General features: G+C 33.3%; 30 protein-coding genes and 2 pseudogenes. 17 read left to right on the top strand and 15 right to left on the bottom strand.

Features of this window, described 5'->3' with window-relative positions; all coding sequences use genetic code 11:
• Window positions 1–46 precede the first annotated feature (46 nt).
• A complete protein-coding gene (locus tag POF52_RS25695; protein WP_271996136.1) occupies window positions 47–1,282 on the bottom strand; it encodes a Bcr/CflA family multidrug efflux MFS transporter in 1,236 nt (411 codons plus the stop codon).
• Window positions 1,283–1,603: 321 nt separating this feature from the next.
• Window positions 1,604–1,873, bottom strand: a pseudogene (locus POF52_RS25690) (DDE-type integrase/transposase/recombinase); the annotation flags it as partial.
• A gap of 160 nt (window positions 1,874–2,033) precedes the next feature.
• On the opposite strand from POF52_RS25690, the gene POF52_RS25685 reads away from it, so the two are divergent.
• Window positions 2,034–3,077, top strand: a complete 1,044-nt coding sequence (locus tag POF52_RS25685) for an ATP-binding protein (protein WP_271996133.1) — start codon at window positions 2,034–2,036, stop codon at window positions 3,075–3,077.
• A 306-nt stretch (window positions 3,078–3,383) separates the two neighbouring features.
• Here POF52_RS25685 and sda read toward each other — a convergent pair whose 3' ends face one another.
• Window positions 3,384–3,536 (bottom strand): sporulation histidine kinase inhibitor Sda, encoded by a 153-nt coding sequence (sda, locus tag POF52_RS25680; protein WP_025751414.1) that lies wholly within the window; start codon window positions 3,534–3,536, stop codon window positions 3,384–3,386.
• Between the two features lie 401 nt (window positions 3,537–3,937).
• Between sda and POF52_RS25675 the strand changes: the two genes are divergently transcribed.
• Both POF52_RS25675 and POF52_RS25670 read left to right on the top strand, forming a co-directional pair.
• Window positions 3,938–4,345: a hypothetical protein gene (locus tag POF52_RS25675; protein ID WP_271996130.1), complete on the top strand. Its 408-nt coding sequence runs from the start codon at window positions 3,938–3,940 to the stop codon at window positions 4,343–4,345.
• A 383-nt stretch (window positions 4,346–4,728) separates the two neighbouring features.
• Window positions 4,729–4,875, top strand: coding sequence for a BH0509 family protein (locus tag POF52_RS25670; RefSeq protein WP_192998799.1), 147 nt, complete (start codon window positions 4,729–4,731; stop codon window positions 4,873–4,875).
• Between the two features lie 184 nt (window positions 4,876–5,059).
• On the opposite strand, the gene POF52_RS25665 is transcribed toward POF52_RS25670, so the two are convergent.
• Window positions 5,060–5,773 carry a DUF4386 domain-containing protein gene (locus POF52_RS25665; protein WP_074898438.1) on the bottom strand — a complete coding sequence of 238 codons (714 nt, stop codon included), beginning with the start codon at window positions 5,771–5,773 and terminating at the stop codon, window positions 5,060–5,062.
• Window positions 5,774–5,961: 188 nt separating this feature from the next.
• On the opposite strand from POF52_RS25665, the gene POF52_RS25660 reads away from it, so the two are divergent.
• The 9 genes from POF52_RS25660 (at window position 5,962) to POF52_RS25620 (ending at window position 13,261) form a co-directional block, all read left to right on the top strand.
• Entirely contained in the window at window positions 5,962–6,708 is a 747-nt protein-coding gene (locus POF52_RS25660) for an alpha/beta fold hydrolase (protein WP_271996125.1), read from the top strand.
• Between the two features lie 248 nt (window positions 6,709–6,956).
• Window positions 6,957–7,190: a hypothetical protein gene (locus tag POF52_RS25655; RefSeq protein ID WP_271996122.1), complete on the top strand. Its 234-nt coding sequence runs from the start codon at window positions 6,957–6,959 to the stop codon at window positions 7,188–7,190.
• Window positions 7,191–7,345: 155 nt separating this feature from the next.
• Window positions 7,346–7,642, top strand: a complete 297-nt coding sequence (locus POF52_RS25650) for a DUF2089 family protein (RefSeq protein WP_271996120.1) — start codon at window positions 7,346–7,348, stop codon at window positions 7,640–7,642.
• A 2-nt stretch (window positions 7,643–7,644) separates the two neighbouring features.
• Complete coding sequence (locus tag POF52_RS25645) at window positions 7,645–7,929, top strand: hypothetical protein (RefSeq protein ID WP_192101232.1); 285 nt, start codon at window positions 7,645–7,647, stop codon at window positions 7,927–7,929.
• 331 nt (window positions 7,930–8,260) lie between these two features.
• Window positions 8,261–8,692 (top strand): VanZ family protein, encoded by a 432-nt coding sequence (locus POF52_RS25640; RefSeq protein WP_271996112.1) that lies wholly within the window; start codon window positions 8,261–8,263, stop codon window positions 8,690–8,692.
• A 134-nt stretch (window positions 8,693–8,826) separates the two neighbouring features.
• Window positions 8,827–9,381: a shikimate kinase gene (locus tag POF52_RS25635; protein ID WP_271996109.1), complete on the top strand. Its 555-nt coding sequence runs from the start codon at window positions 8,827–8,829 to the stop codon at window positions 9,379–9,381.
• A gap of 192 nt (window positions 9,382–9,573) precedes the next feature.
• Window positions 9,574–10,785 carry a macrolide family glycosyltransferase gene (locus POF52_RS25630; RefSeq protein ID WP_271996106.1) on the top strand — a complete coding sequence of 404 codons (1,212 nt, stop codon included), beginning with the start codon at window positions 9,574–9,576 and terminating at the stop codon, window positions 10,783–10,785.
• Between the two features lie 254 nt (window positions 10,786–11,039).
• Window positions 11,040–11,966, top strand: a complete 927-nt coding sequence (locus POF52_RS25625; protein ID WP_176585664.1) for a bifunctional helix-turn-helix transcriptional regulator/GNAT family N-acetyltransferase — start codon at window positions 11,040–11,042, stop codon at window positions 11,964–11,966.
• 23 nt (window positions 11,967–11,989) lie between these two features.
• Window positions 11,990–13,261 (top strand): MFS transporter, encoded by a 1,272-nt coding sequence (locus tag POF52_RS25620; RefSeq protein WP_271996103.1) that lies wholly within the window; start codon window positions 11,990–11,992, stop codon window positions 13,259–13,261.
• A gap of 318 nt (window positions 13,262–13,579) precedes the next feature.
• Here the strand turns inward: POF52_RS25620 and POF52_RS25615 are convergent.
• Together POF52_RS25615 and POF52_RS25610 are read right to left on the bottom strand one after the other, a co-directional pair.
• Window positions 13,580–14,080 (bottom strand): annotated as a pseudogene (locus POF52_RS25615) (hypothetical protein).
• Window positions 14,055–15,065 carry a DUF3231 family protein gene (locus POF52_RS25610; RefSeq protein ID WP_271996100.1) on the bottom strand — a complete coding sequence of 337 codons (1,011 nt, stop codon included), beginning with the start codon at window positions 15,063–15,065 and terminating at the stop codon, window positions 14,055–14,057. The pseudogene POF52_RS25615 and the gene POF52_RS25610 overlap by 26 nt, the downstream one beginning before the upstream one ends.
• 392 nt (window positions 15,066–15,457) lie before the next feature.
• Between POF52_RS25610 and csaA the strand changes: the two genes are divergently transcribed.
• On the top strand, window positions 15,458–15,787 hold the full coding sequence (csaA, locus tag POF52_RS25605) for a chaperone CsaA (RefSeq protein WP_034655695.1): 330 nt from the start codon (window positions 15,458–15,460) through the stop codon (window positions 15,785–15,787).
• A gap of 272 nt (window positions 15,788–16,059) precedes the next feature.
• Here the strand turns inward: csaA and POF52_RS25600 are convergent, their stop codons facing one another.
• The 3 genes from POF52_RS25600 to POF52_RS25590 all read right to left on the bottom strand — a co-directional run bounded on the left by POF52_RS25600 (window position 16,060) and on the right by POF52_RS25590 (window position 17,973).
• Window positions 16,060–16,266 (bottom strand): hypothetical protein, encoded by a 207-nt coding sequence (locus tag POF52_RS25600; RefSeq protein ID WP_258358423.1) that lies wholly within the window; start codon window positions 16,264–16,266, stop codon window positions 16,060–16,062.
• A 115-nt stretch (window positions 16,267–16,381) separates the two neighbouring features.
• A complete protein-coding gene (locus tag POF52_RS25595) occupies window positions 16,382–17,191 on the bottom strand; it encodes a putative protein N(5)-glutamine methyltransferase (protein ID WP_271996306.1) in 810 nt (269 codons plus the stop codon).
• A gap of 293 nt (window positions 17,192–17,484) precedes the next feature.
• Entirely contained in the window at window positions 17,485–17,973 is a 489-nt protein-coding gene (locus POF52_RS25590) for a DinB family protein (RefSeq protein WP_176586257.1), read from the bottom strand.
• Window positions 17,974–18,221: 248 nt separating this feature from the next.
• On the opposite strand from POF52_RS25590, the gene POF52_RS25585 reads away from it, so the two are divergent.
• From POF52_RS25585 to POF52_RS25575, 3 genes are all read left to right on the top strand, one after another.
• A complete protein-coding gene (locus POF52_RS25585; RefSeq protein ID WP_271996098.1) occupies window positions 18,222–18,683 on the top strand; it encodes a DUF523 domain-containing protein in 462 nt (153 codons plus the stop codon).
• A gap of 82 nt (window positions 18,684–18,765) precedes the next feature.
• On the top strand, window positions 18,766–19,299 hold the full coding sequence (locus POF52_RS25580) for a GNAT family N-acetyltransferase (protein ID WP_334314418.1): 534 nt from the start codon (window positions 18,766–18,768) through the stop codon (window positions 19,297–19,299).
• Between the two features lie 239 nt (window positions 19,300–19,538).
• Window positions 19,539–19,919, top strand: a complete 381-nt coding sequence (locus POF52_RS25575; protein WP_271996095.1) for a DUF5412 family protein — start codon at window positions 19,539–19,541, stop codon at window positions 19,917–19,919.
• 391 nt (window positions 19,920–20,310) lie between these two features.
• Here POF52_RS25575 and POF52_RS25570 read toward each other — a convergent pair whose 3' ends face one another.
• Both POF52_RS25570 and POF52_RS25565 read right to left on the bottom strand, forming a co-directional pair.
• Window positions 20,311–20,733, bottom strand: a complete 423-nt coding sequence (locus POF52_RS25570) for a MerR family transcriptional regulator (protein ID WP_098580555.1) — start codon at window positions 20,731–20,733, stop codon at window positions 20,311–20,313.
• Between the two features lie 179 nt (window positions 20,734–20,912).
• Complete coding sequence (locus POF52_RS25565; RefSeq protein ID WP_164798564.1) at window positions 20,913–21,656, bottom strand: SDR family oxidoreductase; 744 nt, start codon at window positions 21,654–21,656, stop codon at window positions 20,913–20,915.
• Window positions 21,657–21,955: 299 nt separating this feature from the next.
• On the opposite strand from POF52_RS25565, the gene POF52_RS25560 reads away from it, so the two are divergent.
• Window positions 21,956–22,444, top strand: coding sequence for a DinB family protein (locus POF52_RS25560; protein WP_164798563.1), 489 nt, complete (start codon window positions 21,956–21,958; stop codon window positions 22,442–22,444).
• 753 nt (window positions 22,445–23,197) lie between these two features.
• Here the strand turns inward: POF52_RS25560 and POF52_RS25555 are convergent.
• The 4 genes from POF52_RS25555 to POF52_RS25540 all read right to left on the bottom strand — a co-directional run bounded on the left by POF52_RS25555 (window position 23,198) and on the right by POF52_RS25540 (window position 25,631).
• A complete protein-coding gene (locus POF52_RS25555; RefSeq protein WP_271996087.1) occupies window positions 23,198–23,374 on the bottom strand; it encodes a hypothetical protein in 177 nt (58 codons plus the stop codon).
• 259 nt (window positions 23,375–23,633) lie between these two features.
• Complete coding sequence (locus POF52_RS25550; protein ID WP_271996085.1) at window positions 23,634–23,822, bottom strand: hypothetical protein; 189 nt, start codon at window positions 23,820–23,822, stop codon at window positions 23,634–23,636.
• 216 nt (window positions 23,823–24,038) lie between these two features.
• Entirely contained in the window at window positions 24,039–24,200 is a 162-nt protein-coding gene (locus POF52_RS25545) for a hypothetical protein (RefSeq protein ID WP_271996082.1), read from the bottom strand.
• A gap of 36 nt (window positions 24,201–24,236) precedes the next feature.
• Entirely contained in the window at window positions 24,237–25,631 is a 1,395-nt protein-coding gene (locus POF52_RS25540) for an amino acid permease (RefSeq protein WP_271996079.1), read from the bottom strand.
• Window positions 25,632–25,740 lie beyond the last annotated feature (109 nt).

Below are 25,740 nucleotides of genomic sequence, written 5' to 3'. Positions count from 1 at the left end.
TTACATGTCAACTGTCTAATTGACTTAAATAACATACGTATCCACATTATAGCTTAGAACCTTGTTCAGCATCATTGGGCCTCTGCATCCTAACCGAACGCTTTCGAACTAAAACAAAATAGGAAAGAAACGCCAACAAGCTAGCACCAAAGATCGTAACGCCCATTGGAACACCCGTATACGATCCTGCTATTCCAACAAGAGGTGCTGATAGCGATCCGAGTACAAATGGCAATAAGCCTAATAATGCGGAGGCGCTGCCCGCAATATGTCCTTGTGATTCAATGGCTAATGCAAAGGACGTCGTACCAATAATACTGATTGATGAGACAAAAAAGAAAATCGGGATCGCCACGGCAATTAATGGAGCTTTTAAAAGAAGAGCGATGAGTAGGATTGCTCCTGCCGCAATAGAAATTCCTAGTCCTATCTTTAAGAATGTACGCTCCGAAATGTAATCGGTCAAGCGTCCAACCAACTGACTTCCAATAATCAAGCCTAAACCATTAACTCCAAAAAGTAGACTGAACTGTTGCGGAGAAACATGGTAAATATTTTGATAGACAAACGGAATACCAGATACATAAGCAAATATTCCAGCTGTCGTGAATCCTTGTGTGAATGCGTATCCCATGAATTCTCGCTCCTTAAATAAGGAACCAAAATTGCTCATGAGCTGTGGCAGATTACTAGGCACACGTTTTTCAGGTGGTAGCGTTTCTGGTAGTTTTAGAGAAACCATGAAGATTAATATAGCTCCAATACAAGCTAAAACAATAAAAACTCCATTCCACTTGGTAAAGGAAAGAATGGCTCCTCCAGCAATTGGTGCAACGATTGGGCCGAGGTTACCGACTAATACAATTAAAGTAAAAAATTTGGTCAGTTCCTTTCCACTGAAAAGGTCCCTGACAATAGCTCTTGAAACCACAAGCCCGCCTGCTGCCGAAAAACCCTGGACAAAACGAGCCACAATGAGGAAATAGATATTTGGTGAAAACGAGCAAGTTAAAGAAGCTAATAAGTATAAGCAAAGAAATAATAGTAAAGGTTTACGACGGCCTTTCACATCACTCAATGGGCCAATAAATAATTGTCCTGCTCCCAATCCTAATAAGCATGCTGTCAAACTAATTTGTAAGAGTGATGCCGTAGTATGAAAATCTTTTACGATTGTGGGGAAGGAAGGTAAATACGTATCAATTGTAAAAGGGCCTAAGAGTCCAAGTGATCCCAAAAGTATCGCAAGTTGAATTCTTTTTTTTCCACTAAGTGTATTCAATTTTTCCTCGCCTTTCTATGTAGTTTGTATTTCATTTCACTACAGAAATGTAGGCTATAAGCTCCCAACGTACATTAGGCACAAAGGGACCAAAATGTAGATTTAATTCGATACCCGAAAATACATAGTTCTGATTATAACCTGTTATCATTTTGGGGTAAACAATTAAAAATTCAGCTTGCAGATGAAGGTTAAATATTTTGGTTCTGATGCAAAATTTCAGTCGACTTGAAACTACTCTCTAAAACTTGGACATACTGGTTGTGGTGCAAAAAACATTCGCTAGAAAAATAAAGCGTTAGGTTCCCTTGAATTACTAGCTTATGAGGCTAACCCAAATAGTTGATGGATGAACCCTTTTCTACCTTGGGCGGACTTCACCTCTTGGTAAACTTGCTTCTTTTTCAGCATATGCATGATTTCTATGCCACTCAGTATGTAAGTGACTGTACGAAATAATTTCAACCCTAACACCGAACGAACACGCTTCTTAATAAAACGGTGATCTTGTTCCACGATGTTATTTAGATATTTTATCCGCCTTATTTGGATGCCTACGGGCATCTTTTTCTCTTTCTTCAACTCTTCAATGTGTAGTTAATAAAAACAAACCATATCTACTTGGGTATGGTTTGTTTATTATTTACTTTTATTCTAGGAATATCTTCTAGTCAATCATAGAATATAAATAGGTAAAAAGGGTTGATTTTAGATAAAAAGGGTACTTTTAATGTAAAAGTGAGGGATAGTCATGGATATACGAATTCAGTCTAAAGACATAGATTTTCGACAGTTAATTGAATACTCCCTTAATTCTATTTTGATTATTGAAAAAGACGGCCACATTCTTTACTGTAATAAGGTATGCTTGAATTTACTGAATGTAGCTACTCACAAGGAAGTCCTATATAGAAGTTGGTATCGTTTTTTACATCCGGACTTCCATGATGTGTTTAAAGAACGATTAAAAAGGGTGTTGGAAGGACAAGCAGCAGCAGAACTCATAGAACAAAGAATAATAAAGAATGATGGAGACCTTATAGAGATCGAAGTCATGTCGGCTCCATATTACGTGGGAGATGAAGTCTTTGCACAAGTCATTATTCAAGATATTACCCATCGTAAATTAGCAGAGAAGCTTTTAAATGAAGGAGAAAAACTCTCGGCTATTGGTCAAATAGCAGCTGGTATTGCCCATGAAGTTAAAAACCCCCTTACAACAGTTAAAGGATTTTTACAGTTATTAAAAGAATCTCACCCCCATTCCTATTTAGATATAATGGAAACTGAATTAGAAAAAGCATTTAACACTCTTCAAAATTTATTACAGGTATCCAAGCCGGACTTAGATGACGAACCTTTTGTTCCTATCGATATATGCAAAGAATTAGCATCTCTCTTATTCCTCTTTCAAGGAAGACTTTACAACGTGGAAATAGAGATGGACGCAATAGATTCTAAGCGACTAATAATAGGAAAGCGAAATTTATTACTAAAAGCTCTTTTTAACCTGATTAAAAATGCATTAGAAGCTGTTGAAGATAAAGGGAAAATAAAGATTGAACATTACTTTGATGAGGGATACATTCATATAAAAGTGAGTGACACGGGAGTGGGGATTCCTGAAGAACAATTAAAACAACTGGGAAACCCGTTTTTTTCCACTAAAAATGAAGGAACGGGTCTAGGTCTTACTCAAGTATTTGCCACTATACGTGAACACAGAGGAACTATCTCGGTTCAAAGTATTGTCGGGAAAGGAACTACTTTTCATATCAAACTTCCTCTTAACTAAATTATTTTGAAATGCTGTTGTGAGCGTGTTCAAGTTACAGTTCCTTTAACGTATTCTTTTAGAGAAGAAAAGGGATCAAAGCAAACGTATACGGGATTTGGTAGTTGACAATAAAGATGTACCAAATTCCGTGTCATACTGACCTATCAAATATTGTTTATTCCTTTTACTTACTTAACAGGGGAACCTTGTATCAATAGTAATTCTCTTTTATGCTGGTTTTTAAAAAGTTATATCTACATTATTAAACCTCAAAAGGATATTCGTTAATGTTGAGTCATTAATGAATGTTCTCAAGCCATTATCTCATTCCATATAATATTTGATTAAGGTACTTGTCAGAGGCAAACCTCTTCTTTTTATTTCTTTTTCAAGAATGAGAATGAACTCTCTTTCTAAGTTTAATTTTATAGCCTTATCATAGGATGTTAGTAAAAGTTCATCGACCAAATTTTCCATGTTATTACCCCTTTCCTGTAAAAGTAATACATATTTTCAAAAAATCCTTAATGAATTCCCATTTACAAATAACCCCTAATTTATACCTATTTTGTTCCCTCTCTTTTTTTAAGCAAACTTTGTTTTGGAAGGGAATTTTATATAAATTCCACCCAAATTCGACAGGAAATCTCCCTTATTTCTATTTATTAAAGAGAAATACCTATAAATTTAAGATCAAAATGGAGAATAACAGAAAAAGGTGTAGAAAGAAATTTTCATTAAGCCAGGTGCAGTCCCCTTACTTCTCCAAGAATTCTTTTTTCGATTGGCTCCTGTAAAAGTGATTATGGTAACTATGGATGTATATGATATTCATTCTGAACTGAGCTATAATTCTAGATAGCAAGGAGTGATTATAAATGAAATTCAAATATTTCCGTAATTTAAACAAGAATGAAAGATACTCGACTACTAAAAGACAACTTAAATCCGTCTTTTCCAACATAGAAATGGATGTTTTATTTGGTTTGATAAGAAAATTCGAATTTGATAGTAGGTGTCCTAATAAGCCAAATATCGTTGGTAATGTAGTTGCTTCAATTTCTTATTCCAGGGATAGAACTGTTGATTTTTCGCTTTATCCTCTTTTAATTGCGGGTTACCCAAACAATGCTTCTGACGATTTTAATAACCAAATACTATTAACTATTAAACAATGGCTTGAAGGTCAAATTAACAAACCAGATACTGCCCTCTTGGGTTATGAAGAACTTATTATTGAGTGGACAGGACACGAACATTTACTTCATAAAGTAAAGTTCTTATAAAATTATTTCTAAAAGCAACAACCTTTAAGGAAAGAGCCTAATTTTGTTTTTACATCACTACCTAGAACGTGTTTTACGTTAACTAGAAATAAATGCTTTATACAATCTAAAAAACAGCATAATTCCTACTTTTTTGTGTCCAACTTATTGGATTCAATCCATAACTTTTAACAAAACACATGCTGTGGCAATTAGATCTTGCCTCTTTAACGGCTTCAAAGTGTGTAGATAAATAACATTTCCATATTATTTTCTGAAAACTCATCTATATTTGATATTTGTTTAATCTCACCTTGAGATATATAATAAAAACAAGAATAAAAAAGAAAACGCTTTCAACACTTAAATACTTTGTTACTCTCAAACTATAAGGAGGCTTTAAGATGAGCCAAGTAGAAAGAAATTCCAAAGAGCAGAAATTAATTGATTACCAAAAATTCAATAAGGAAGAAATTTCGAAGATGACAGATCCACAGGTTGAATATTATCACTGGCTCTATTTTGATGACTCTGTTTATGATTATATGTAATTCAACTATAAAATGCTATCATGCAAACTAAAAAGAAGCATCCTAATGTTTTAATTTATGAGGATGCTCCTTTTTGATTTAGTTACCTTTCATACGATACCCCTTAAATTTATAGTCATAAATGTTTGTCAAACTACCGTTAGTTTACGTATAGTTCTTTATAAAGCTAATTATGTTATCGCTATTATCTCATGGCTTTCTTTTTTTCTTCCAAAGAAGCAAGTGCAGATTCACTGAACCCTTTAACGATGAGCCATACAGCTAATATCATTTCATTAGCTGCTACTGGTAGAGACAATATAGCACCCCAAAAAGAAAGTTGAGAAAATACATCAAACATTTCTAACAGGCCTGCTATAAAAACAAGAGTTGCTCCAATCATACCTAAGATTGGTATAAATCTAGGCACAAGTTTAGATTTATAAAATATATAACTGTACATCATCGTATTTATACCTAGCATGATATTTGGTCCAAGTAAAAATGTCCAATCGTGTAAGGCTTTTAATACAGTTCCTGATGCTTGAAAAGAGGTTGCATCCTGAGTTCCTGTTGCTACAAATTCTTGGCTTAAGGTCAATAAGGACAGTACGCTGATTACACCCACAGTAATAATAACTGCTTCAAGAAATCTGAAGCAAACATGCCAAAGAGCTATCGTTTCGTTATACTTTCTTAAAAATGGAAACATTATAGTTGAAGTACCGATGGCCGATACCACAAGGATTAACTCCATAATTGCACCCATTATCACCTGGTTTGCATATTCAGAACCTCTAGTGAGATAATCGGGACCGTTTAAGATGGGGTCATATAAAATAAGACCTATTATTGCCGTAACGGCTGCAAGTATAAACAGTACCCCCACCATTTTTGCTGCTTTTTTGTTTGAATTCACTTTTTCATCCCCTTCCTTGACCATTCTTTTTTGAACTAAACTAATATCGTAATTATCTTGATGAAAACAGCTATTTTCACGTTATCATTAAGTATGTTGTTTGCTATGATATTATGACTGTCAAAGAATGAATAAAATTATATTCGACAATAAAATAATATTAAATTGTAATGGGTGGAGGAATTTCAATGGATTTGTATTACGAAATTAATGGGCATGGCCATCCTGTTGTTCTCCTAACTGGTGGTGCTGATGTACGAAACTGGACATTTATGGTACCTCTTTTAGCAAAACATTATAAGGTTGTTGCTTGTGATGGACGTGGGACGGGGAAATCACCGGCCCCTTTAGAAGATGTCAACCCTGTTAAAGATTTGCTGTCACTACTTGATTATCTAGAAATCAGCCAGGCAACGCTTATTGGTCACTCAATGGGTGGCCAAGTTGCTACTGAATTCGCTCTGAATTATCCTGAAAGGGTTTCAAAACTTGTTTTGCTTGCGCCTGGATTATCTGGGTTTACCTATTCCAAAGAATTTGAAGAGAACATGAAGAAGATTCATCAAGCTGCCCCAGATATAGATAAGATGGTTGAACTTTTGCTCAGCGATTCATCGTATCGTGTACTAACGATGAGTCCTCACCGGGGTTTAATGGTTCAAATGCTCAAGCACCATATGAATCGAATGTTTGAATGGCCAGCCGTTAAATTGATTTGGCAGCAACCATTGGCAATCGAAAGATTAGGAGAATTGACGACTAAAACATTGTTGATAATTGGTAAGGAGGATTCACCTGATAACCTTCGTGTTGCTGATTACTTTCGAAAGCACTCAGATGCTCGCATCATAGAAATTACAGGTGCTGATCATATGATTAATCTCACCCATCCTGAGAAATTGTATCATCACATTAATGATTTTATAAAGAAATGAAATGTTAGAAAGTATCCCTGAAATGGTACATGAAACGAGAAGCCCGATGTTTTTAATAATCGTAGCAGAAAAGAACTAATTTGTTTCATGAAGAAGAATTAATTGATTAAATAACTAAAAGGTGTCCTAATTTACCAAGGGACACCTTTTTTTGTTTCCTAGAATGATGATTATGGTAACTAGCAATTAAATAATTCTCTTTATGTTAAAATGTAAATAGAAACATGTATGAGTTTGGAGGCAAGGTCATGAAACGTGCAATAGGTGTATTTCTTATTGCTCAAGCTTTATTAACGTACTTAACTATTAATACAATTTATACTCCTAGTACGTCTACCATAGTGGATAGAAATACGGGAGTTACGACAGTTTCATATAGTTACCCTTGGGTGTATTGGTTAAGTTTTATCGGTTTGGGTATTGTGTTTATATTGGGAACATATTTAGTTTTTGCTAAGGTAAAGAAGCAGATCTTTAATTAAAGATCTGCTTCTTTTTTTACATATATAACATGCCTTTCACCAATAGCACTAAACAAGATATTCAATATAGTTAAAATAAAATTAAATATTTTTATTTTTTACTTAAATAAAATTAAAATATTGTTTAATATTATTTATATAGGAGGTGGTTTTTTATGGGAAGAGAAGAAATTCCTTCATGGGTCCTTGCATTAGATAAGGAGTCTTTAGAATTTATTAGAAAATTCATATTGAATTCTGGCTCTTTAAAAAACATGTCTAATCTATATGATGTTTCTTATCCAACCGTACGAGCCAAATTAGATCGTTTAATAAAAAAGATTGAAATACATAGTCAAGAGGAAGATGTAGAGTTTGTAAATATGATTAAAGGGTTTGTTATCGATGAACGAATTAGCTTAGATATTGCTAAAGTCATTATCGAAAAATATAAAAAGGAAAAGGATGTTTAATTATGAGCCATGTAATTGGAATACTAGTTGTCGTTATTATTTTGCTTACTCAAAATTTTTTATCATCGCGAAAGAACCCTTATTTAGGTGGAATTCTTCCTGTAATATATATAGGTTTTATTAGCTTCTTTTTTAATAAATTGATGGCCAGTAATGATCATTTTTCTACATGGGTCATGATAATGGCTGCTTTATGCGGACTATTAAGTATATGGATTTCAGGAAGAGAACGCTTTAAAAAGAAAAGACAAAGAGAATTAGATCGAATTGAGTTACAGAACCTTTAAAATATCTGTAGTGTAGAGAATAAAAGAAGCTAAGGATTTAATCCTTAGCTTCTTTTATTCCGATAAAATTCATTATGGTAACTAATCTTGTATGATAATTTCAAATATATATTTTAATTACCTTTTTATGAAATATATAACAAAAATGTAGGTTTGTTTGTTAGAATAGATACTTTTAGAGGAGGTGATAGCATGGCTATCTATTTTAATGGTATCGTTCTGAATAGTTTTATAGTTTTATATTGTCTTATTGCGTTGGTCATGAAAGTAAAGTTTAAGAAAAGTTATACGTATCTTTTCTGTTTCACAGTCATGTATATATATATGCAATGTGATCAATCTTACTCAATTTCCTATTTATATAGATGATGATCAACGTAAAGCCTTTGGTGGTCAAAATGTTTGGAGAGACATGAACTTGATTCCACTAAAACATGGTTTTTCTATGACAAGTTTTTATAATATTTTAATGACTATCCCGTTAGGCTTTGGATTGCCTTTTATAGTAAAAGTATCCCTAAAAAAAGTAATGTACATAGGGTTAGTTGCCGGTTTACTGTTTGAAATGGGACAATTGTTAACAGCATTATACGCAGGATATACGTTTAGATTTGTTGATGTTGATGATGTCATTTTCAACTTCTTAGGGACATTAATAGGATATTTAATATTGTTCAAGTTATTTAAAGCTATCGTTGAATCTTTTATAACTAAATTTAGTCTAAAATCTAATTCAATGATAAACCATATCCGTAATACATAGTAAACAAAGAATCTTGATAAAAGATTCTTTGTTTATTTCCGATAATACCTGTTATGTTAACTGAAAATATATGAGTATACATCTTATAAAAGGTTATTTATGGTACTATTTTCTATACAAAGGGAGGGGTTGTTTTGGAGAAGCCTGTTATACTAATCGGACCTATTTGTTCAGGAAAAACGACTGTGGCAGAAATAATAGCTAATAAGCTAGATACTCCTCAATGCTCAATTGATGATGTACGTTTTGATTATTATAAAGAAATAGGATTTAGTAAAGAACAGCAAGAGAGAATACGACAAACAGATGGTTTTAAAGGTGTATATACTTACTGGAAGCCGTTTGAAGTTCATGCGGTGAAACGAGTATTAGAAGACTACCCAAACTATATACATGATTTCGGGGCTGGGCATTCTGTTTATGAAGATAAATCTTTATTACAAGAAGCACAGGTTATTCTAGAGAAACACGAAAACATCTTTCTATTGCTTCCAAGTTCAGACATAAATGAATCTATAAATACTTTAACAGAAAGACTAAGTAAAATTACAGATGACAAAAGTGTGTTTGAACTAAATGAACACTTCATTAGACATAAATCAAATAGCATATTGTCTAAGCATATAATTTATACAAATGGGAAATCTGCCGAGGAAGTTGCTCAACAAATAATTGATAGCATTAATTAATATGTGTATGTACATATTCAAGCAAAGGGAACAAGTCTAGAAAATTGTTATTCTAGACTTGTTCTTTTTGATTCCTACAACGCACATTATGTGAACTAAGAAAATATATGATATTAAAAGATACCTTATGGTACAATAAGGAAATATATTAATATTTTGTTATTTTTCATTGTGAAAAAAGGAGGAATTTCAATGGGAAAGGTATTATTCTTTAATTTTCCTGGAGAAGGCCATGTTAATCCCACCATTGCACTCGTAGAAGAGCTAGTGAAAAAGGGAGAAGACGTGGTCTATTACTGTGTGGAAGAATATAAAAACAGAATTGAAAAAACAGGTGCTTTATTTCGACCTTATGAAAATTTTGTACGCAATATAGATCCAATGAAAAGGATGACGGAAAAAATAGATCCTCTCGAAATGTTGCTATTTATGGGACGGTCAATGGATAAGATTATAGAGGATGTTTTAAACGAAATAAGCGAAGAGAAATACGACTATGTTATTTATGATAATAATTTCGCCGCAGGATGGATTATTGCTGATGTACTAGGAATACCTAAAATATCTTCTTGTACAACATTTGCCATTAATAAGGATATCTTTTCAGCCCTTATAAAGAGCAGAGGAGAAATAGATAAAACCTCCCCAAGGTATCGAGAAATTGAAGAAATATCGACAAAATGGAAGCATAAATATGGAGTAATTCTCAGTGATAGTCAAAACTTGATGTCTTGTCCTGGGGATATCACGATTGTATTTACCTCTAAGTTATATCAACCCCATGCTGATAAATTTGATGAGTCTTTCATCTTTGTTGGTCCTTCTATTGCGCCACGGAAAGATGTAGAAACTCTTCCTTTAAAAAGTATCCCTAGTAATAGGCTCATCTTTATCTCAATGGGCATGGTATTTAATCAGCAACCTGAGTTATATACTACCTGTTTTAAAGCATTCCAAGAAAGTAAAGCTACAGTTGTATTATCAGTAGGAAAACAGACTGATATTCGCCAGTTTAAAGATATTCCACCTAATTTCATCGTGCGTAATTATGTACCACAATTAGAAATACTACAACAAGCAGATGTTTTTATTACTCATGGTGGAATGAATAGTTCGAGTGAAGGGCTTTATTTTGGTGTTCCTCTCATTGTTATCCCTGTTATGGGGGATCAACCAATAGTGGCTAATCGAATTGAAGAATTAGGAGCTGGTTTACAACTTAATCGTCAAGAACTGGATGCTATTACATTACGAAATACAACCGAACAAGTACTATCAAACTCTTCATTTAAAGAAAAAAGCTTGGAAATTGGAAAATCTTTAAGGGATTCTGGAGGATACAAAAAGGCAGTAGAAGCTATTTTAAAATTTAAAGAGGATGCTAAAATAGAGGATCTTATTTAATTTTATCTGATTTTTAATCTTAACATTTAAATCAGTCTAGAAATAAAAAATTAATGAAGATAGAAAAGAAGTCTCAATGGGAGACTTCTTTTTACTGTTGCCTAGAAAGTACAAGATGTTAACTAAATCTATATATCGCATTCATTTTTAAGGATAAAATCTAAGAATAATAGTTGACTTAGGCAAGTGTTGAGGTTAGAATTGGTAAATAATTACGTATGTAATAATTTATTAGACTTTGAAGAGGTGTGAATATGATCAATGTACAGAGTGAGTGTGGTCTTGAGTTCCGAAAATTCAACCGGTTTTATACAGATGTTTTAGGCTTTTTAAATGAACATATCTATGACAGCCCTTTTTCTTTAACAGAAACTCGTATTTTATTTGAAATTTATAACACTAGCAATTGTATGGCTAAAAACATTCAGGAAAAGTTGGATTTAGATGGTGGTTATGTAAGTAGAATTATCAAAAAATTCGAAAAAGAAAAGATGGTTTATAAACAAAAGTGTAAAGAAGATGGACGTAATCATTTTTTGTATGTAACAGAGCATGGGGAATTAATTTATAAAGAGTTGGAAAAGAAGGCGAACCAGCAGGTGGAATATATTCTTAAAAATTTAGATTATACCCAACAACAAAAGCTTGTAGCCTCAATGAATACCATACAAGAAATTCTTTCGACGTCATTTAAAGAAAAAGACGAAGAAGCTATTTCTGTTAGAAGCTATTATACTTCTGATGATATTAACAACATGATTGAACAACAATGGTTATTTTATAATCAAGTACATAAATGGGATAACAGCTTTTTAGCATATCTTCAGGAGACCTTTACTGCTGATATAGAAAGAATCTGGATAGCAGAAATAAATCGAGAGTTTGCAGGCTGTATTGGCTTAGTGAATGATGGCAATAAGGTAGGACAGTTAAGGTGGTTCTTAGTAAATCCGTCATTTCACAAAAAAGGAATAGGGAGTCAACTTATTAACTCTCTAGTTCAATACTGTAAAGAACTTGATTATGAGCGCCTTTTTCTTTGGACCGTTAGTGATATGGTGACAGCTAGACCACTATATAAAAAGTTTGGGTTTGAAATAATGGAAGTTCAAGAGAAAAAATCCTTATGGGGAGCTACTTTAATAGAAGAACGCTGGGATTTAGAGCTAAGAAAAAAATAATCACTTTTAGTTGAGGGGAATATATGAAAAGAACATTTCATTACGCTTGGATTATTGTTTTTGTTACATTTTTGACCTTTTTAGCCGTTCAAGGTGTTCGTCTTTCATTTGGAGCTTTTGTTGAGCCTTGGGAAACAGATTTCTCAATGGATAGAGGAACCATTTCTCTTATTTCAACATTGAGTTTTATTACTTATGGGCTGTCTCAACCACTCGTTGGAAGGCTTGTAGATAAATTAGGTGCTCGGCTCATTTTATCTTTTAGCACTTTTCTAGTAGGGATAAGTATTTTTCTCACCTCTTTTGTAACTCATCCTTGGCAATTATTCTTTCTTTACGGAATTATGGTTTCTCTCGGCGTGGGAGGAGCCTCCAATGTAGCCGCAACAGTGGTTGTGACCAATTGGTTTAACGAAAAACGTGGACTTGCGTTTGGAATTATGGAAGCTGGTTTTGGTGCTGGACAAATGCTTCTTGTCCCAGGATCGCTCATGTTAATTCATTGGCTTAACTGGAAAATGACTGTTGTTATATTAGGCGCCTTTTTAGTGCTTATTGTCTTTCCTATCGTCCTTTTATTTTTACGGAATCATCCTAAAGAGAAAGGTTTAGTTCCTATTGGGGGTGAAATCGTAGAAGAAAGTACAGTCGAAAAAAAAGCTTTAAACACAAGCTCTTCAATATGGAATGTCTTTCTAAAAAGAGAGTTTTGGTTTTTAATCTTACCTTTTGCTATCTGTGGTTTCACTACTACAGGGTTAATGGATACGCATCTTATTCCTTTTTCACATGATCACGGATTTTCAACAAGTGTTACTAGTGCTGCCGTAAGTATACTTGCTGGGTTTAATATTATAGGTATCTTACTATCTGGTGTTGTGGCTGATCGCTGGAGTAGTCGCAAAATGTTATTCCTTTTATATGGAATGAGGGCGATATCTATTTGTATTATCTTATATAGTCATAATTCTGCATTATTGCTTGTTTTTGCAGTATTATTTGGATTAGTTGACTTTGCAACTGTAGCTCCAACTCAATTACTAGCTACCCAATATTTTAAAGAATACTCCATTGGTTTTATTTTAGGGTGGTTATTCCTTAGCCATCAAATAGGATCGGCATTGGGCGCTTATTTACCAGGTTTATTTTATAACGAAACAGGTAGTTATAATATTTCTTTTTATCTTTCAATTATAATCTTAGCAGGAGCAGCCATTTTAAACTTGTTACTGCCTGAACCTCATAAGGTTATGCAAAAGGAAAAAATAGATACTTACGAACAATTACAAGGTTAATAAAAAAGGTAAGCCTTAATTAAAGGCTTACTTTTTTATTTATTATGACTACCTATAATATGGATTACGTTAACTAAGAATGAATAGCGTATACAGGTTAAAAACAGAAAAACTCCTGTGACCTGTTCAGGAGTTTTTCTGCTACATTTATTTAACCAAAGGACTGAAGCCTCACGGCGTCTTGAGTAGTTTGTTCAAGTTACCAATAACTTATGTATAATTTATACAACTCCATATTATGGTGAAATTCAGTTAGAGAGGTGTTGTATATGAAAAAGTAATCTTTGATATTTCATTTTTATTACTTTTAATAGGCGTTTATCCTTCTTTTAGGTTTAATATTAATTTTATAGAGAAACCAATTATCAATCCAGGAATAACCCACAACATTGGAAACCAGACCGCCCCCAACAATACCCCAAAAACTTTTGTTTGGGCTGAATATATAGTTCCGACAGTAACAAAGAATGCTGAGCTAACGAAGGGCAGCTAGGAATAAGGCTGTTTTCCTCCTCCTGCATCTTTAAAGGCATCCCACATTGCAAAGAAGTATAAACACGGATAGAACATAAGCCACTGATAATTTGCTTGTGAAACCGCACCTTCTATATTTCCAATAAAACTCAAACGGATGGCTTCATTAAAGTTTGCCATTACGTTTATTATAAGCTCTAATATAATAAATAAAATTCCTTTAAGAAGTTGACCGTTTAATATTTGGGGAAAACCAGGTAAAGCTATACTCCACAAAATACTCTCTGTTATTTTATCTTTCTTTTCCATCTCACTTACATCATTTGTCTTTTGCCAAATCTTCATGGTTTGTAGCTAGTGGAGGCTGTTCCATCCACTCATTTTCTATTAGAAGATTCATTCCATCTTCTGCCAACAATCCAATATCCATAATCATTTTCGCGTAATTAGCTACCAAATCCCTTCGTTGGGATACTGCCATTGCTTCTCCATAATACCCAATGGCTGAAGAGATTAGCGTAGATATTAAAAACATCATAAGTTTATCAGAAAAAGGTGGGGTTGTTGAATCCGTTACTTCTGAATCAAAAGTCCGTGGAATATGTAAATTATCTTCTTTTAACATCGAAGTTAGGATTTCGAAGTGACTTTGACAGACCTTTCTAGCCCTTTCCATATATTTTCGAACATCTTTAGATTGAGCTACCTGACTAAACCCTAATTCTAGTACTACTTTTGTCATTGTCTTTTGCATATTAAGATAAGTACCACTAACTTCAACTGCACTAATAGGTCTACGTTTTCCAAGCCAACCTGTTAAGAAATTTTGTTTTTTAATAAACTCGACTTTCTGGTGATTATTAAAAGTAGGGGGTTTGCTAATAATCCCTTTACTTACAAGAACACCAGTGGCTAGATCATACAATTCCACTGTTTCAGAAATAACTTGCTTAAAGTATTTTCTTTGATCTTCTCTAATGGTACAGCCTATCGCTCCAGCATATCTAGTCATGCCGTGAATAGACATTATTTGAATAAAAACAATAATATATGTATCTGTAAATAAAGCAGGTGCCTCTAGTATGACATCCTCATCTGTAAACCCCTTGGGTAGTGGATAACTTTCTTTTGTTAAAAATTCTTCTATCTTTTGAAGGTGGCGTTCCGACAATTCAAGAGCAAATTGAAGTACCTTACTTATGTCTTTATCTTGAACATTCTCAATAAAATAGCGAAGCATACAACGTGATAAGCTGTCATTAAGATACTGTGACCAAAGGTTTGCAAGTTCCGAAGAACTCACCCTGCCACTATGTGTAATATCTTCCATTTAATGACCTCCTATAAATTTATCTAAAATAGTTTCTCCTAATAAAAATATTTTATGATAAGGGTAGAACAGACTCTTTTTTCAAACAAATTAAACACTATAAAAAGAATCTTATCTGTAAGCTTTATTATTGATTTTTTTATGCTTATTCAGAAAGTTACAATTTATAAGTTGAAAAAAGCCCCTGATAAAAAAGCTTTTTAGTATACAATTTCCTATAACTGGTTTTATGTTAAGTATGTTTAACTTTCTTACATCTTGTAGTTGGATAATATATTCTTAAGACAGGACAAAAATACCTATTTTCCTGATGTTAGAATCAATAAGGTCAAAGGGATAAATTAAAGTTTTATACAATGTATCTCCAAATAATAAAAGTGTAGGTGATAAGGATCGCAACAATCGATGATTTTTTCAAATTAGATATTCGTATTGGTACTGTGGTAAAAGCCGAACCATTTCCAGAAGCAAGGAAGCCTGCAATAAAATTAGAGATAGACTTTGGGGAGCTTGGAGTAAAATGTTCTTCAGCTCAGATTACAAAACGCTATAAACCAGAACAACTGATTGGATCCCAAGTAGTTGCCGTAGTGAATTTTCCTCCTATGCGTATTGCAGGTTTTAAATCCGAGGTACTAGTCATAGGTGGAGTTCCAGAAGAGGGCGATGTAGTCCTATTAAGGCCTAGTGAGTTTGTTAAAAATGGTACACCGATTGCTTAGTAAAGTCATCAAAGAAAAATGAACTAATTTATAATTAAAATAAATAGAAAGGCACTAGTCTTGAACTAGTGCTTTTTTCTTTATGCTGTTAACTTACATTACGTTAAGTAAATAATAGAGCATCTTGTTAAATTGATTAGTTTTAACTTCAATCGAAGTTGCGGAAAATAGTCAATTTTACTGCTGTTAATTCATCACTCAAGGAAATAGCTAGTCCCTTTACAAAAACTTTCATAATGGTGTTTTACCTAGAAGTATAAAAGTTTTATAAGTCACTCTTTTTTTTCATTTTTTTTCAAGCGTTCTCCTAGCCCATCCATAATGATTTTAATAAATTCTTTTTCTGAAATACTGCAATAAGATTCAAGTGGCTTCAATACTGAATCGGGACGGATTTTTATTTCGATTATATTATGAGTACACTTTCTAATTTCCATCCACTTTTCGTCTGTTAATTGAAATGATAAATGTGCTCCCATAACATTCTCTCCAACTTTCTCTAATATGTTTGTATTAGATAGAACTTTTAAATGGTTATAAATTAGAATTTATTAATACATAATATTCCAATTTAGGTGACATAATCACTTTTATTTATATTAATGCTTTGCAAGCTGTATTTACTCTACTGACCTGAGTTCCAATTACAACTGTAGCATCTAGTTCGACACAATGTGTTACTTTGGGAATTAGTCCATTTTGAGCAAATATCTCAGCCGTTTGCAAGACCTGTTTCTGGCTAGTCTCGACAAGTAAATAACCACTGGGCGACAGCCATATTGGTGCTTCAGAAGCTACCCTTTTTTGGACATCTAGACCTTCCATCCCTCCATCGAGTGCCACCCTATTCTCATATTTACGTGCCTCCTGGGGTAACAACTCGATTGAATCTGTAGGTACGTAGGGCGCGTTTGCGACCAAGATATCGACACGGTTATGTAATGCGGATGGAAGGGGATGATAGAGGTCACCTTTATACACATTCCCCCCAAAGAAAGTAGTATTGTGACATGCACACCTTACTGAAGCTGGATCGATGTCGGTTGCATACAGCTCAATGTGGCCTATAACTTTGGCCAGCGCGGCTCCAACTGCACCCGTACCACAACACAAGTCAACTATGATGGATCCTGGAGTAGTAAGAGAAGCTGCCTGTTGAACAAGAAACTCAGTGCGCCGACGTGGTACGAAGACTCCCTGTTCCACTTTTATTCGCATACCGCAGAAATCTGCCCAACCAACAACGTACTCAAGGGGAAGACCAGTTGCTCGCCGTTCCACCATGCCGATGAGTGTGTCCAATGTCTGGGCCTCTGAAATAAGTAATCGAGCCTCATCTTCTGCAAAAACACAACCGGCAGTTCTAAGCTTGTTTATTATAATTTCTTCTGTTTTCTTGTCTATATAATTATGAATCTGTTTCTCCATTCATTTCACCATTCCAAATACCTTATTGAAGTTATGTTCATTGATAACTAATTCCTTGGAATTTAGAGGAATCCTTCTTCAACCGTTCTTTAATTACATAAGCAAGGTGTATATTATATAGCAGTTAAGTTAGGTAGGAGGACATTCTTGAGAGTATCTTCCTACCGTAACTAGTAAAGAGGATTGCATATAATGGAAGCTGCAGAAACTTAAAAAGCCTATACTTTCTTAATTATAATCCATGAAATCTAGCAATAAAGTTCATTAAATTAAACTTTTGGCAATGTATGACTAAGTCCTTTACCAATAAGGTTGGCTGAAACTGGTTTCTTTCCTATTTCCCTAGCCCATATCGATAATTGTCCAATATGGTGTATTTCGTGAGCAATCATATGACGCATAACTTCTCCCCAAGTATCAGTTGCTATACTTCCGTCTGGTTGTGGGTCATAAAGAATATTATTTTCCTTTTCTGCATTCCAACCCCTAACAAACTCTCTTACCTCAAACTGAAAGTTTGTATCTAGCTGGCGAACTTTTTCTAAGCTTTGATATTCCTCAAAACTCTCCTGAAAATCATCCTTTCCCTGAAGAACGCGAACCCAACTCCACTCTACATCAACAATGTGAAAGAGAGTATGTAATATTCCTCCTACTCCCCCTGTTCGTTTCCGAAGCAATTCCTCTAGTGGAATATTCTCACACCATTGATACCACTCTTCTCTAACCAACCAGTTATAATGAAACATAGTTTGCAAACTAATTCCTCCGTTTACTGTATTTTTCACTTTGTCTCTTTTTTAATGGGGTTATTAATTAGTTCGACAAATATTTATAGATACCTATCTCATTGGAATAGGGCAAGGTAATACATAGGGTCGTATAGGCTGTTTTATTCCTAGAAACTCCATTATGGTAACTACAAATGTATACCATATATAGCGCTCCTCGAAGAATTATTATGATAGAATGGAATAAAAAGGTAGTTAATTAAGGGGATGTCTTTTTGATTGCAGTAAGTTCATGTTTAGCAGGAATAGAGTGTAGATATAACGGATCGCATAGTTTAGTGGGGAAGATTAAGGAATTAGTCGAGCAAGACAGAGCATTATTAATATGCCCTGAACTCTTAGGAGGCTTTTCAACTCCACGTGAATCAGCAGAAATTGTAGGGGGTACTGGAGAAGATGTATTAGATGGAAATGCTAAGGTAATAGAAAAGTCTGGAAACGACGTAACAAAATTATATATAGAAGGAGCCTATAAAGCATTAAACACTATTCAAGAGGCCAATGTTAGGTATGTTGTATTAAAAGAAAGTAGTCCTTCTTGTGGAAGTACTATGATTTATAATGGAGAATTTTCTAATACAAAGATAGCTGGTCAAGGAGTTACAACTGCTTTATTTAAGAGGGCTGGAATGCAGGTGATTTCTGAAAAACAGTTTTTAGATACTAACTTCTTTTAAGTTCGGGTAAGGTACATCATAATAACTAGATTTGTAAATAGTATACAATTAAGATAAAAAGCAAGCAGAGGAGGATACGTATATCAGAGAGTATTTCTTAAAGACTGAAAGGTTAGGCTTTTCTATTTGGAATAGCAATGATATAAAATATGCAAATTCTCTTTGGGGAGATGAAAATGTAACGAAATTCATTGTTGCAAATGGAAAAATGTCTGTAAATCAAATACAGGATAGACTCAATAAAGAAATAGAAATATATCTTCAGGATAATATTCAGTATTGGCCTGTCTTTTTACTTCAGACAAATGAACATGTGGGTTGTTGTGGCGTACGTCCTTATAATACTCAAGATAAAACTCTTGAGTTCGGAATACATTTAAAGCCTCTCTATTGGGGACAAGGAATAGCTCAAGAAGCATCTCAAGCAGTCATAGGTTATTCTTTTAATAACATTGGGGTAAATAGTTTATTCGCTGGACATAATCCTAAAAATAAAGACTCTGCAAGATTACTTAAAAAACTAGGATTTAAGTATACACATGACGAGTTTTATAAGCCAACTGGGTTACAACATCCTTCTTATTTACTTACTAAAGAAGATTATAGCAGCAGCTAATTTTATATTATTTCCGATAATTGGTTTTGTGTTAAGTAAGTAAGGTTAAAAGGTATTTACTAAAGGTAAAGAAAAAGCCTAGTACAATGTATTAGGCTGCTTTTTATATGTATTTCCACTTCCTTCATTTACCTTCAAAGGGTTTTATATGAATATATATAGCTTAATAAGTATCTTTTTGGTATAGTTTTACCTGATATATATAACAAAAGATATTGGTTTAGGAATGAGGCATTAAGATGGCAGAAAGAAAATCACCAAAAGAGAAATTTTTATTTGGTTGCTTAGGATTAATACTTATTGTTGTATTGATTGTTGCTTATTTAATTTACTACTTCTCCTTTTCTATGAATCATCTTCCAGAAGGTAAATTAATAAAAAAAGAGGACTCACCAAATAATACATATACAATAAAGCTTTACAGAGCTAATGGTGGAGCTACTACTAGTTATACTCTTAGAGGAGAAGTGATTAACAATAAAAATAAGGAATCGAAAAATATTTACTGGGCATATGACAAAGAAAAAGACACAGTATCGTGGAAAAATAACCGTACAGTAACTATAAACGGTCATACATTGGATGTTGAGAAAGACAAGTATGATTTTAGAAGAGAATAAATATAAGTAAAGCAAGCTTGCGTCGAAGAAGCTTGCTTTTATTTGTAAAAAAATGCTATAACTTTAAAGGAAATTATAAATTGAGTTTGATAACTTATTAAGTTAATTACACTCTTGTAGAATATTAAACATATTTCGTATAATGAAGTAAATATATAAACTATCTTATAAAAATTAAAGTTGTATCATTTACTCTAATTGACGACAAATAGGAAATTTTTCTACAATGTGTGTAACAGTTAACACCATTTTTAATGAAATGCGTTAACTGTTACTCTTGTTAATAATATTAAATTAAATTCACTTAAAAATCTATATACCTTTTAATCTCGTATTATTTTCTATAAGATTATACAATTTATATTTAGAGAGAGAATAACTCTAATTTTAATCAATATTTCCACTCTGAATTCAGTCGATTCTCAATGCTTTCTTCTCTAGGACAGACTTTACTATGACCTATTTCATTACTATACCAATTAATTTTATGGTCAATCATTGCTTGATAAGACATCAATTGATTTATGTTTGACTGTATATATTCACTTTGATTTTTAAGCATTAATATGCGTTGTTCAATTGTTTCATCACCCTGCATTACGAGGGCCACAAATTCCTTTAGATCAGCAATAGTCATACCCGTAGCTCGAAAACAGCAAATATATTTAAGCCATTCAATATCTTTGGTTTCATAAATACGTCTGCCACTTTCATTTCGCTTAATAATTGGAGTAATACCTTCCTTTTCGTAATAGCGCAAAGTATGAATTGATAAGCCTGTTTGGTCTGATACTTGACTAATTGTGTAGCTCATAGTTAATACCTCCTGGCTCTTTATTATTTATTCTATCATTACCCGGAAGGTACGATCGGTTTAAAATGGTTGGCTTTTTCAAATTTTCAAATCAGTATAGAGTCAATTAACTATTAAATTTCTTGCAATTAAAGGCCCACTTACAAAAAAGTGAGCCACAAATATCAATATCCTTTTTATTATATTTCTTGTTTAGTTGGTCTTACAATTATTTCATTGACAGCTATATTATCTGGTTGAGAAATTGCATATAAAATCGAATTAGCGATAGCCTCTGCAGGAAGTCCAAATTCCATAATTTGTTCTTCAATACCTTTTTTAATTTCTTGATTAGAAATGTAATTGACCAATTCTGTATCTACTGCTCCAGGTGAAATAATTGTTGTACGAACATTATTTTCTACTTCTTCTTGCCTTAACCCTTCAGTAATAGCCCTTACAGCAAATTTTGTACCTGAATATACAGCACTTGATGGAAAAGCTATGTGCCCTGCCACAGAAGAAACATTAATAATATGTCCTTGCTTTCTTGTTCTCATATAAGGAAGAACTGCAGCAATTCCATAAAGGACGCCTTTAATATTTACATCAATCATTTGTTCCCATTCTGTCACTCTTTTTTCATATAAATAAGAAAGTGGCATGAAACCAGCATTGTTGACCAAAACATCAATTTTCCCAAAGGTATCTAAGGTAAAGCTTGCAAGTTCTTCTACTTCTTGTTGAGAAGCAACATCCGTTACTTTATATTCAACTGTACCACCTTGTTTTTCAATTTCTGACTTGAGTTTTTGTAATCTTTCCTCGCGTCTTGCTGATAGTACAACTTTAGCTCCTTTATTAGCAAGTACTTTAGCAGTTGCTTCACCGATTCCACTTGATGCTCCAGTTAAAATAACTACCTTCTCTTCAACATTTAACATGTCTGATCAACCCTTTCTATTCTTAAGATGTTTCTAAGTATAATACCTAGAGCACGCTCTAGCTCAAGAGTTTTATAAAAAAATTTAGTTGCCCTAAAAAATAAAATTGTCCCAAAAGGTACGAGTTTTGGAACAAATAATAAAATGTGTGCTTTTTTAACGTTGCTCAGCAATTGGGTAAGGGAGGTAATCAGATGGTTCATCTCGAAATTGTAAGTTATGCCAGAACAACATGCCTCAAATGAATATTGACCAAAGGGATTATCTATTAAAAGGGATAAGATTGGAGGGAATAGAAAATGGATGTAAGGACACTTTTGTTACAACAATGGGCAAGCTGCTTAGATAAAGAAGACTGGTTTCCACCACTTGAAAAAGTACTAGAGAATATTACTTTGGAACAGGCAATTTGGAAACCAGTTGAAGGGGCACATTCCATTTGGGAATTAGTTTGTCATTTACTTTTCTATGAAAAGAGAATTCTGTTACGCTTTCTAGGTGAAACAGCAAATGAACCAAAGGCAGAAAATAATGACGCTACATATCGATTACCAACTGAGACGGTTCAAAATTGGAAGGAAACAAAACAAGAATACTTTTCTGTTCATCGTGAACTTGAAAAAATACTAGCAAAATCAAAACTAGAAGATTTGTATAGACCGATTCCTGATGACAATCCATTAGTGCTTGAACTGAAGAGTTTAGTAATGCACGACGCATATCATATTGGGCAAATTGTATTCCTTAGTAAAATGCAAGGAGCTTGGGCAGGGAAACGCAGCTTTTAAAAAGTTTTATTAGCTTTACAGTTATTCCACTATAGAGCACTATTCCGAAGTGAGGATAAAAGTCCAATTTCTTAATTTTAATATTGAGAAATTGGACTTTTTATATTTATTTATAGTGCAAAATATCGCTTGAAAAAGGTGCAAAATAACTCCTAAAGTGACAATTTATTCTATAAAATAAACCTTGTTGAACGTATAAAAAGTAATTCACCTTTTTATACGTTATGTCATATAGTTAGACTATGAATACGATATGTAAGTTTACATAAATTTGATTATCGAAAAAACAAAAAAAGCCCTAGAAATCCGTGGATTCTTGGGGCTTTCTTTGTACTTAGGTTGCGCTCTCGATGCGAATTTTTTAGTTGTCTTTCTTTAACTAAAGCACCCGTTACTTTAAAGAGATATTTTTATTTAATCAACCTGATCCGTTAGTAAACTAACTCGTTATAAGCAAAAAACCAACAAGGATAGCCCAAATTGATAATAATAAAACAAATCCACCTAAGCTTTCTGTACCAAACAAGATATCAAGTATTCCTAGAATTAAAAAAAATACTTTTTTGGATGTTTTAGTTTCATCTTTTTTAAACTCTTTGTACGCGTAAACTAATAAGGATATAAGAGAAACCAAACCTATTAAAAAGAGAAGACCTCCAAAGAACACTAACACAAACAAGCTTCCTTTCGTTCATTTCTTAAACTAACTTACCCTGTTAGTTTAAGAGGGAGAATTTTTTATTGTAAATAAACTTATTTTCCTTTTTGAAAAACCTTTTTTAAAATCATAGAAGCAATAAACAATACTACAAAACCAAGTATCAACCTAACTAAATGCGTAATAAACCAATTGTCCAATATATATAAATTGTCAGTTAATTTCAAAACAACTAACATGACAATAACGCCAAAAATATAATCTTTTTTCATATTTTATCCTCTTTTCCAGAATATTCACTGGTAGCATAATGATATCCTAACAGATAATAGCTCTTAAATATTCAGGAAATACTTGGAGTTTATTTTTAACTAATCCATCCTATTAGCCAAAGAGGAAAAATGTATACTGCATGCAAATCTAGTTTACATAAGACTATTTTCCGGTACACATCACAAAAAAGAACCCTTATTATAAGGGTTCTCAGAAGATTTTTTATTGGATATGCATCTTTTTATCCTTTTTTAGACCTTAAGATTTAAAATACTCCCTGTAATATGAACCATTTTCAATTTCAATCTCATATCTAAGTCTGGTTTGTCTTTTATAAAATTCATTGGATAAATTGTTAAATTCCCCTTCTGTAATATCGCCATTTATTAAATCCTTAAATAACCTATCTAGATGTTGGGTTACTTCTTGAAGCTCTCTTTCTTTCAATAGAATTCACCTTTCCATATTAGATAGCGTACATATAAAAATTACGCTTACTCGGTAGTTAATAAATATTTATTCTCAAGAAGGGGTCTTATCGGTACTTATGAGAAACTCTTCTACATGCTTTTAGGAAATCTTTTTCATCTAATTTTTAGAGTAATAGTCTAGACGATTTATCACTTCATTTTATTTTACGTTTCTTATGAACAATGGGAACTATTAAATTGTAACTAAAGATACATTAGTATCATTGAAATAAACAACCTCTGTAAGAACTTTACATCCAGAAGTATTTTTATAAACTTCTCTTGCTTCCATTTCGGCCTCAAATTCAAGCATTGTAATATTGTTTGAATTTGAATAGACGGTGATTACCCACATAAAAATATCACCTCTTTTTCATCTAATTTTCCTTTATTAAGAAATATTTTCTTCTTTTTTCGTTGATAATAAATCATTTGTTTTTCTCTTCTTTATGACAAAGAAAGAACCAACCACAAATATAGCAATGAGTAGTGTTAAAAAGAACTGTGTACGTAAAGAATCAATAAATACCATTGCAATAAAAATACTAGTTATGGCAATAATCGTGCCATATGTTAAGTAAGGAAATAGCCACATTCTTATTTTGATTGCTTCAGGCTGCTCTTTTTCATATTTTTTTCGCATGCGCAATTGCGAAAAGGCGATTACTAGATAAACAAGAAGCGCTACTCCTCCAGAGGCATTGACTAAAAACAAAAAGATCTTATCTGGAGAAAGATAATTGAACCCAACGCTGATGTAAGAAATAGCTGTGCAACCTATGATTGCATTAAATGGAATGCCCTTTTTATTTACCTTTAAAAACATACGAGGGGCATCGCCTTTTTGAGCCATCGAAAATAACATACGTGAACTTGTGTAAAGACCTGAATTTAAGCAAGAAAGCACTGCTGTTAACACGATAAAATTCATTATTTGGGCTGCAGCTGGTATATTGACAAGCTCTAGGATTGATACAAAAGGACTTTTCATCAAACTAGAAGAATCCCATGGCAGAACTGTCACAAGTACCAAAATCGAGCCAAGATAGAAAATTAAAATACGATAAATAACTGTGTTTGTTGCAATTGTAATAGCTTTCTCTGGATGAGATGATTCTCCAGCAGCTGTAGCTACAATTTCGGTTCCCATAAATGAGAACATAACGATAGCCACTCCTAAAAAGACAGAACTTATTCCATTAGGAAGGAACCCGCCTCTATGTAAAAGGTTTGAAGTACCAGGTGATTCTATTCCTGGTATGAAGCCACATATAATAGCTCCCCCGAGAATTAAAAAGAGCCCAAGACTCACCACTTTAATCAAAGAAAACCAATACTCAAACTCGCCAAACGACTTAACGGAATATAGATTGGTTAGGGTTAATAAAAAAGTAAGGATCAGGCTGACAGACCACGAAGGTAAAGAAGGAAACCAATATTGAATAATTGTTGAACCTGCTATCGCTTCAACTGCAATGACAATAACCCAGAAAAACCAGTATAACCAGCCAATGGTATAACCAGCCCATGGACCGAGTGCTTCCCGAGCATAGGTGGCAAAAGAACCACTGGATGGATTAGCAGTGGACATTTCTCCTAGCATTCGCATTACTAAAATGACAAGTAATCCTGCAAAAGCATATGAGAAGATAGATCCGGGACCTGCCGCGTTAATTAACGATCCACTTCCAACAAATAATCCAGCACCAATAATTCCTCCGAGAGAAATCATTGTAATATGCCTAATTTTTAATTCTTTCTTTAATTCAGGTTGTTGATGGTTCATTTTTTTAATCCTCCTTTATAAAAAGTAATTAAGGAAATTCAACTCTATTAAACAAAGACATATAGATAATGAAAACCTTTTCAAAATATGAAGCCTAGGAGCAAATAAT

The sequence above is a fragment of the Priestia sp. AB genome (genome assembly GCF_028369225.1).
GTDB lineage: Bacteria > Bacillota > Bacilli > Bacillales > Bacillaceae_H > Priestia > Priestia megaterium.
The sequence above is the reverse complement of the archived record's forward strand: the minus strand, read 5'-3'. Positions and strand labels throughout refer to the sequence as shown.

Excerpts from the sequence above, each read along its gene's own strand:
- POF52_RS25685 (WP_271996133.1), top strand. The coding sequence starts at position 2,034 with ATGGATATACGAATTCAGTCTAAAGACATAGATTTTCGACAGTTAATT.
- sda (WP_025751414.1), bottom strand. The coding sequence starts at position 3,536 with ATGGAAAATTTGGTCGATGAACTTTTACTAACATCCTATGATAAGGCT.
- POF52_RS25675 (WP_271996130.1), top strand. The coding sequence starts at position 3,938 with ATGAAATTCAAATATTTCCGTAATTTAAACAAGAATGAAAGATACTCG.
- POF52_RS25670 (WP_192998799.1), top strand. The coding sequence starts at position 4,729 with ATGAGCCAAGTAGAAAGAAATTCCAAAGAGCAGAAATTAATTGATTAC.
- POF52_RS25660 (WP_271996125.1), top strand. The coding sequence starts at position 5,962 with ATGGATTTGTATTACGAAATTAATGGGCATGGCCATCCTGTTGTTCTC.
- POF52_RS25655 (WP_271996122.1), top strand. The coding sequence starts at position 6,957 with ATGAAACGTGCAATAGGTGTATTTCTTATTGCTCAAGCTTTATTAACG.
- POF52_RS25650 (WP_271996120.1), top strand. The coding sequence starts at position 7,346 with ATGGGAAGAGAAGAAATTCCTTCATGGGTCCTTGCATTAGATAAGGAG.
- POF52_RS25645 (WP_192101232.1), top strand. The coding sequence starts at position 7,645 with ATGAGCCATGTAATTGGAATACTAGTTGTCGTTATTATTTTGCTTACT.
- POF52_RS25630 (WP_271996106.1), top strand. The coding sequence starts at position 9,574 with ATGGGAAAGGTATTATTCTTTAATTTTCCTGGAGAAGGCCATGTTAAT.
- POF52_RS25625 (WP_176585664.1), top strand. The coding sequence starts at position 11,040 with ATGATCAATGTACAGAGTGAGTGTGGTCTTGAGTTCCGAAAATTCAAC.
- POF52_RS25620 (WP_271996103.1), top strand. The coding sequence starts at position 11,990 with ATGAAAAGAACATTTCATTACGCTTGGATTATTGTTTTTGTTACATTT.
- POF52_RS25610 (WP_271996100.1), bottom strand. The coding sequence starts at position 15,065 with ATGGAAGATATTACACATAGTGGCAGGGTGAGTTCTTCGGAACTTGCA.
- POF52_RS25600 (WP_258358423.1), bottom strand. The coding sequence starts at position 16,266 with ATGGGAGCACATTTATCATTTCAATTAACAGACGAAAAGTGGATGGAA.
- POF52_RS25575 (WP_271996095.1), top strand. The coding sequence starts at position 19,539 with ATGGCAGAAAGAAAATCACCAAAAGAGAAATTTTTATTTGGTTGCTTA.
- POF52_RS25570 (WP_098580555.1), bottom strand. The coding sequence starts at position 20,733 with ATGAGCTACACAATTAGTCAAGTATCAGACCAAACAGGCTTATCAATT.
- POF52_RS25565 (WP_164798564.1), bottom strand. The coding sequence starts at position 21,656 with ATGTTAAATGTTGAAGAGAAGGTAGTTATTTTAACTGGAGCATCAAGT.
- POF52_RS25560 (WP_164798563.1), top strand. The coding sequence starts at position 21,956 with ATGGATGTAAGGACACTTTTGTTACAACAATGGGCAAGCTGCTTAGAT.
- POF52_RS25555 (WP_271996087.1), bottom strand. The coding sequence starts at position 23,374 with ATGAAAAAAGATTATATTTTTGGCGTTATTGTCATGTTAGTTGTTTTG.
- POF52_RS25545 (WP_271996082.1), bottom strand. The coding sequence starts at position 24,200 with ATGTGGGTAATCACCGTCTATTCAAATTCAAACAATATTACAATGCTT.
- POF52_RS25540 (WP_271996079.1), bottom strand. The coding sequence starts at position 25,631 with ATGAACCATCAACAACCTGAATTAAAGAAAGAATTAAAAATTAGGCAT.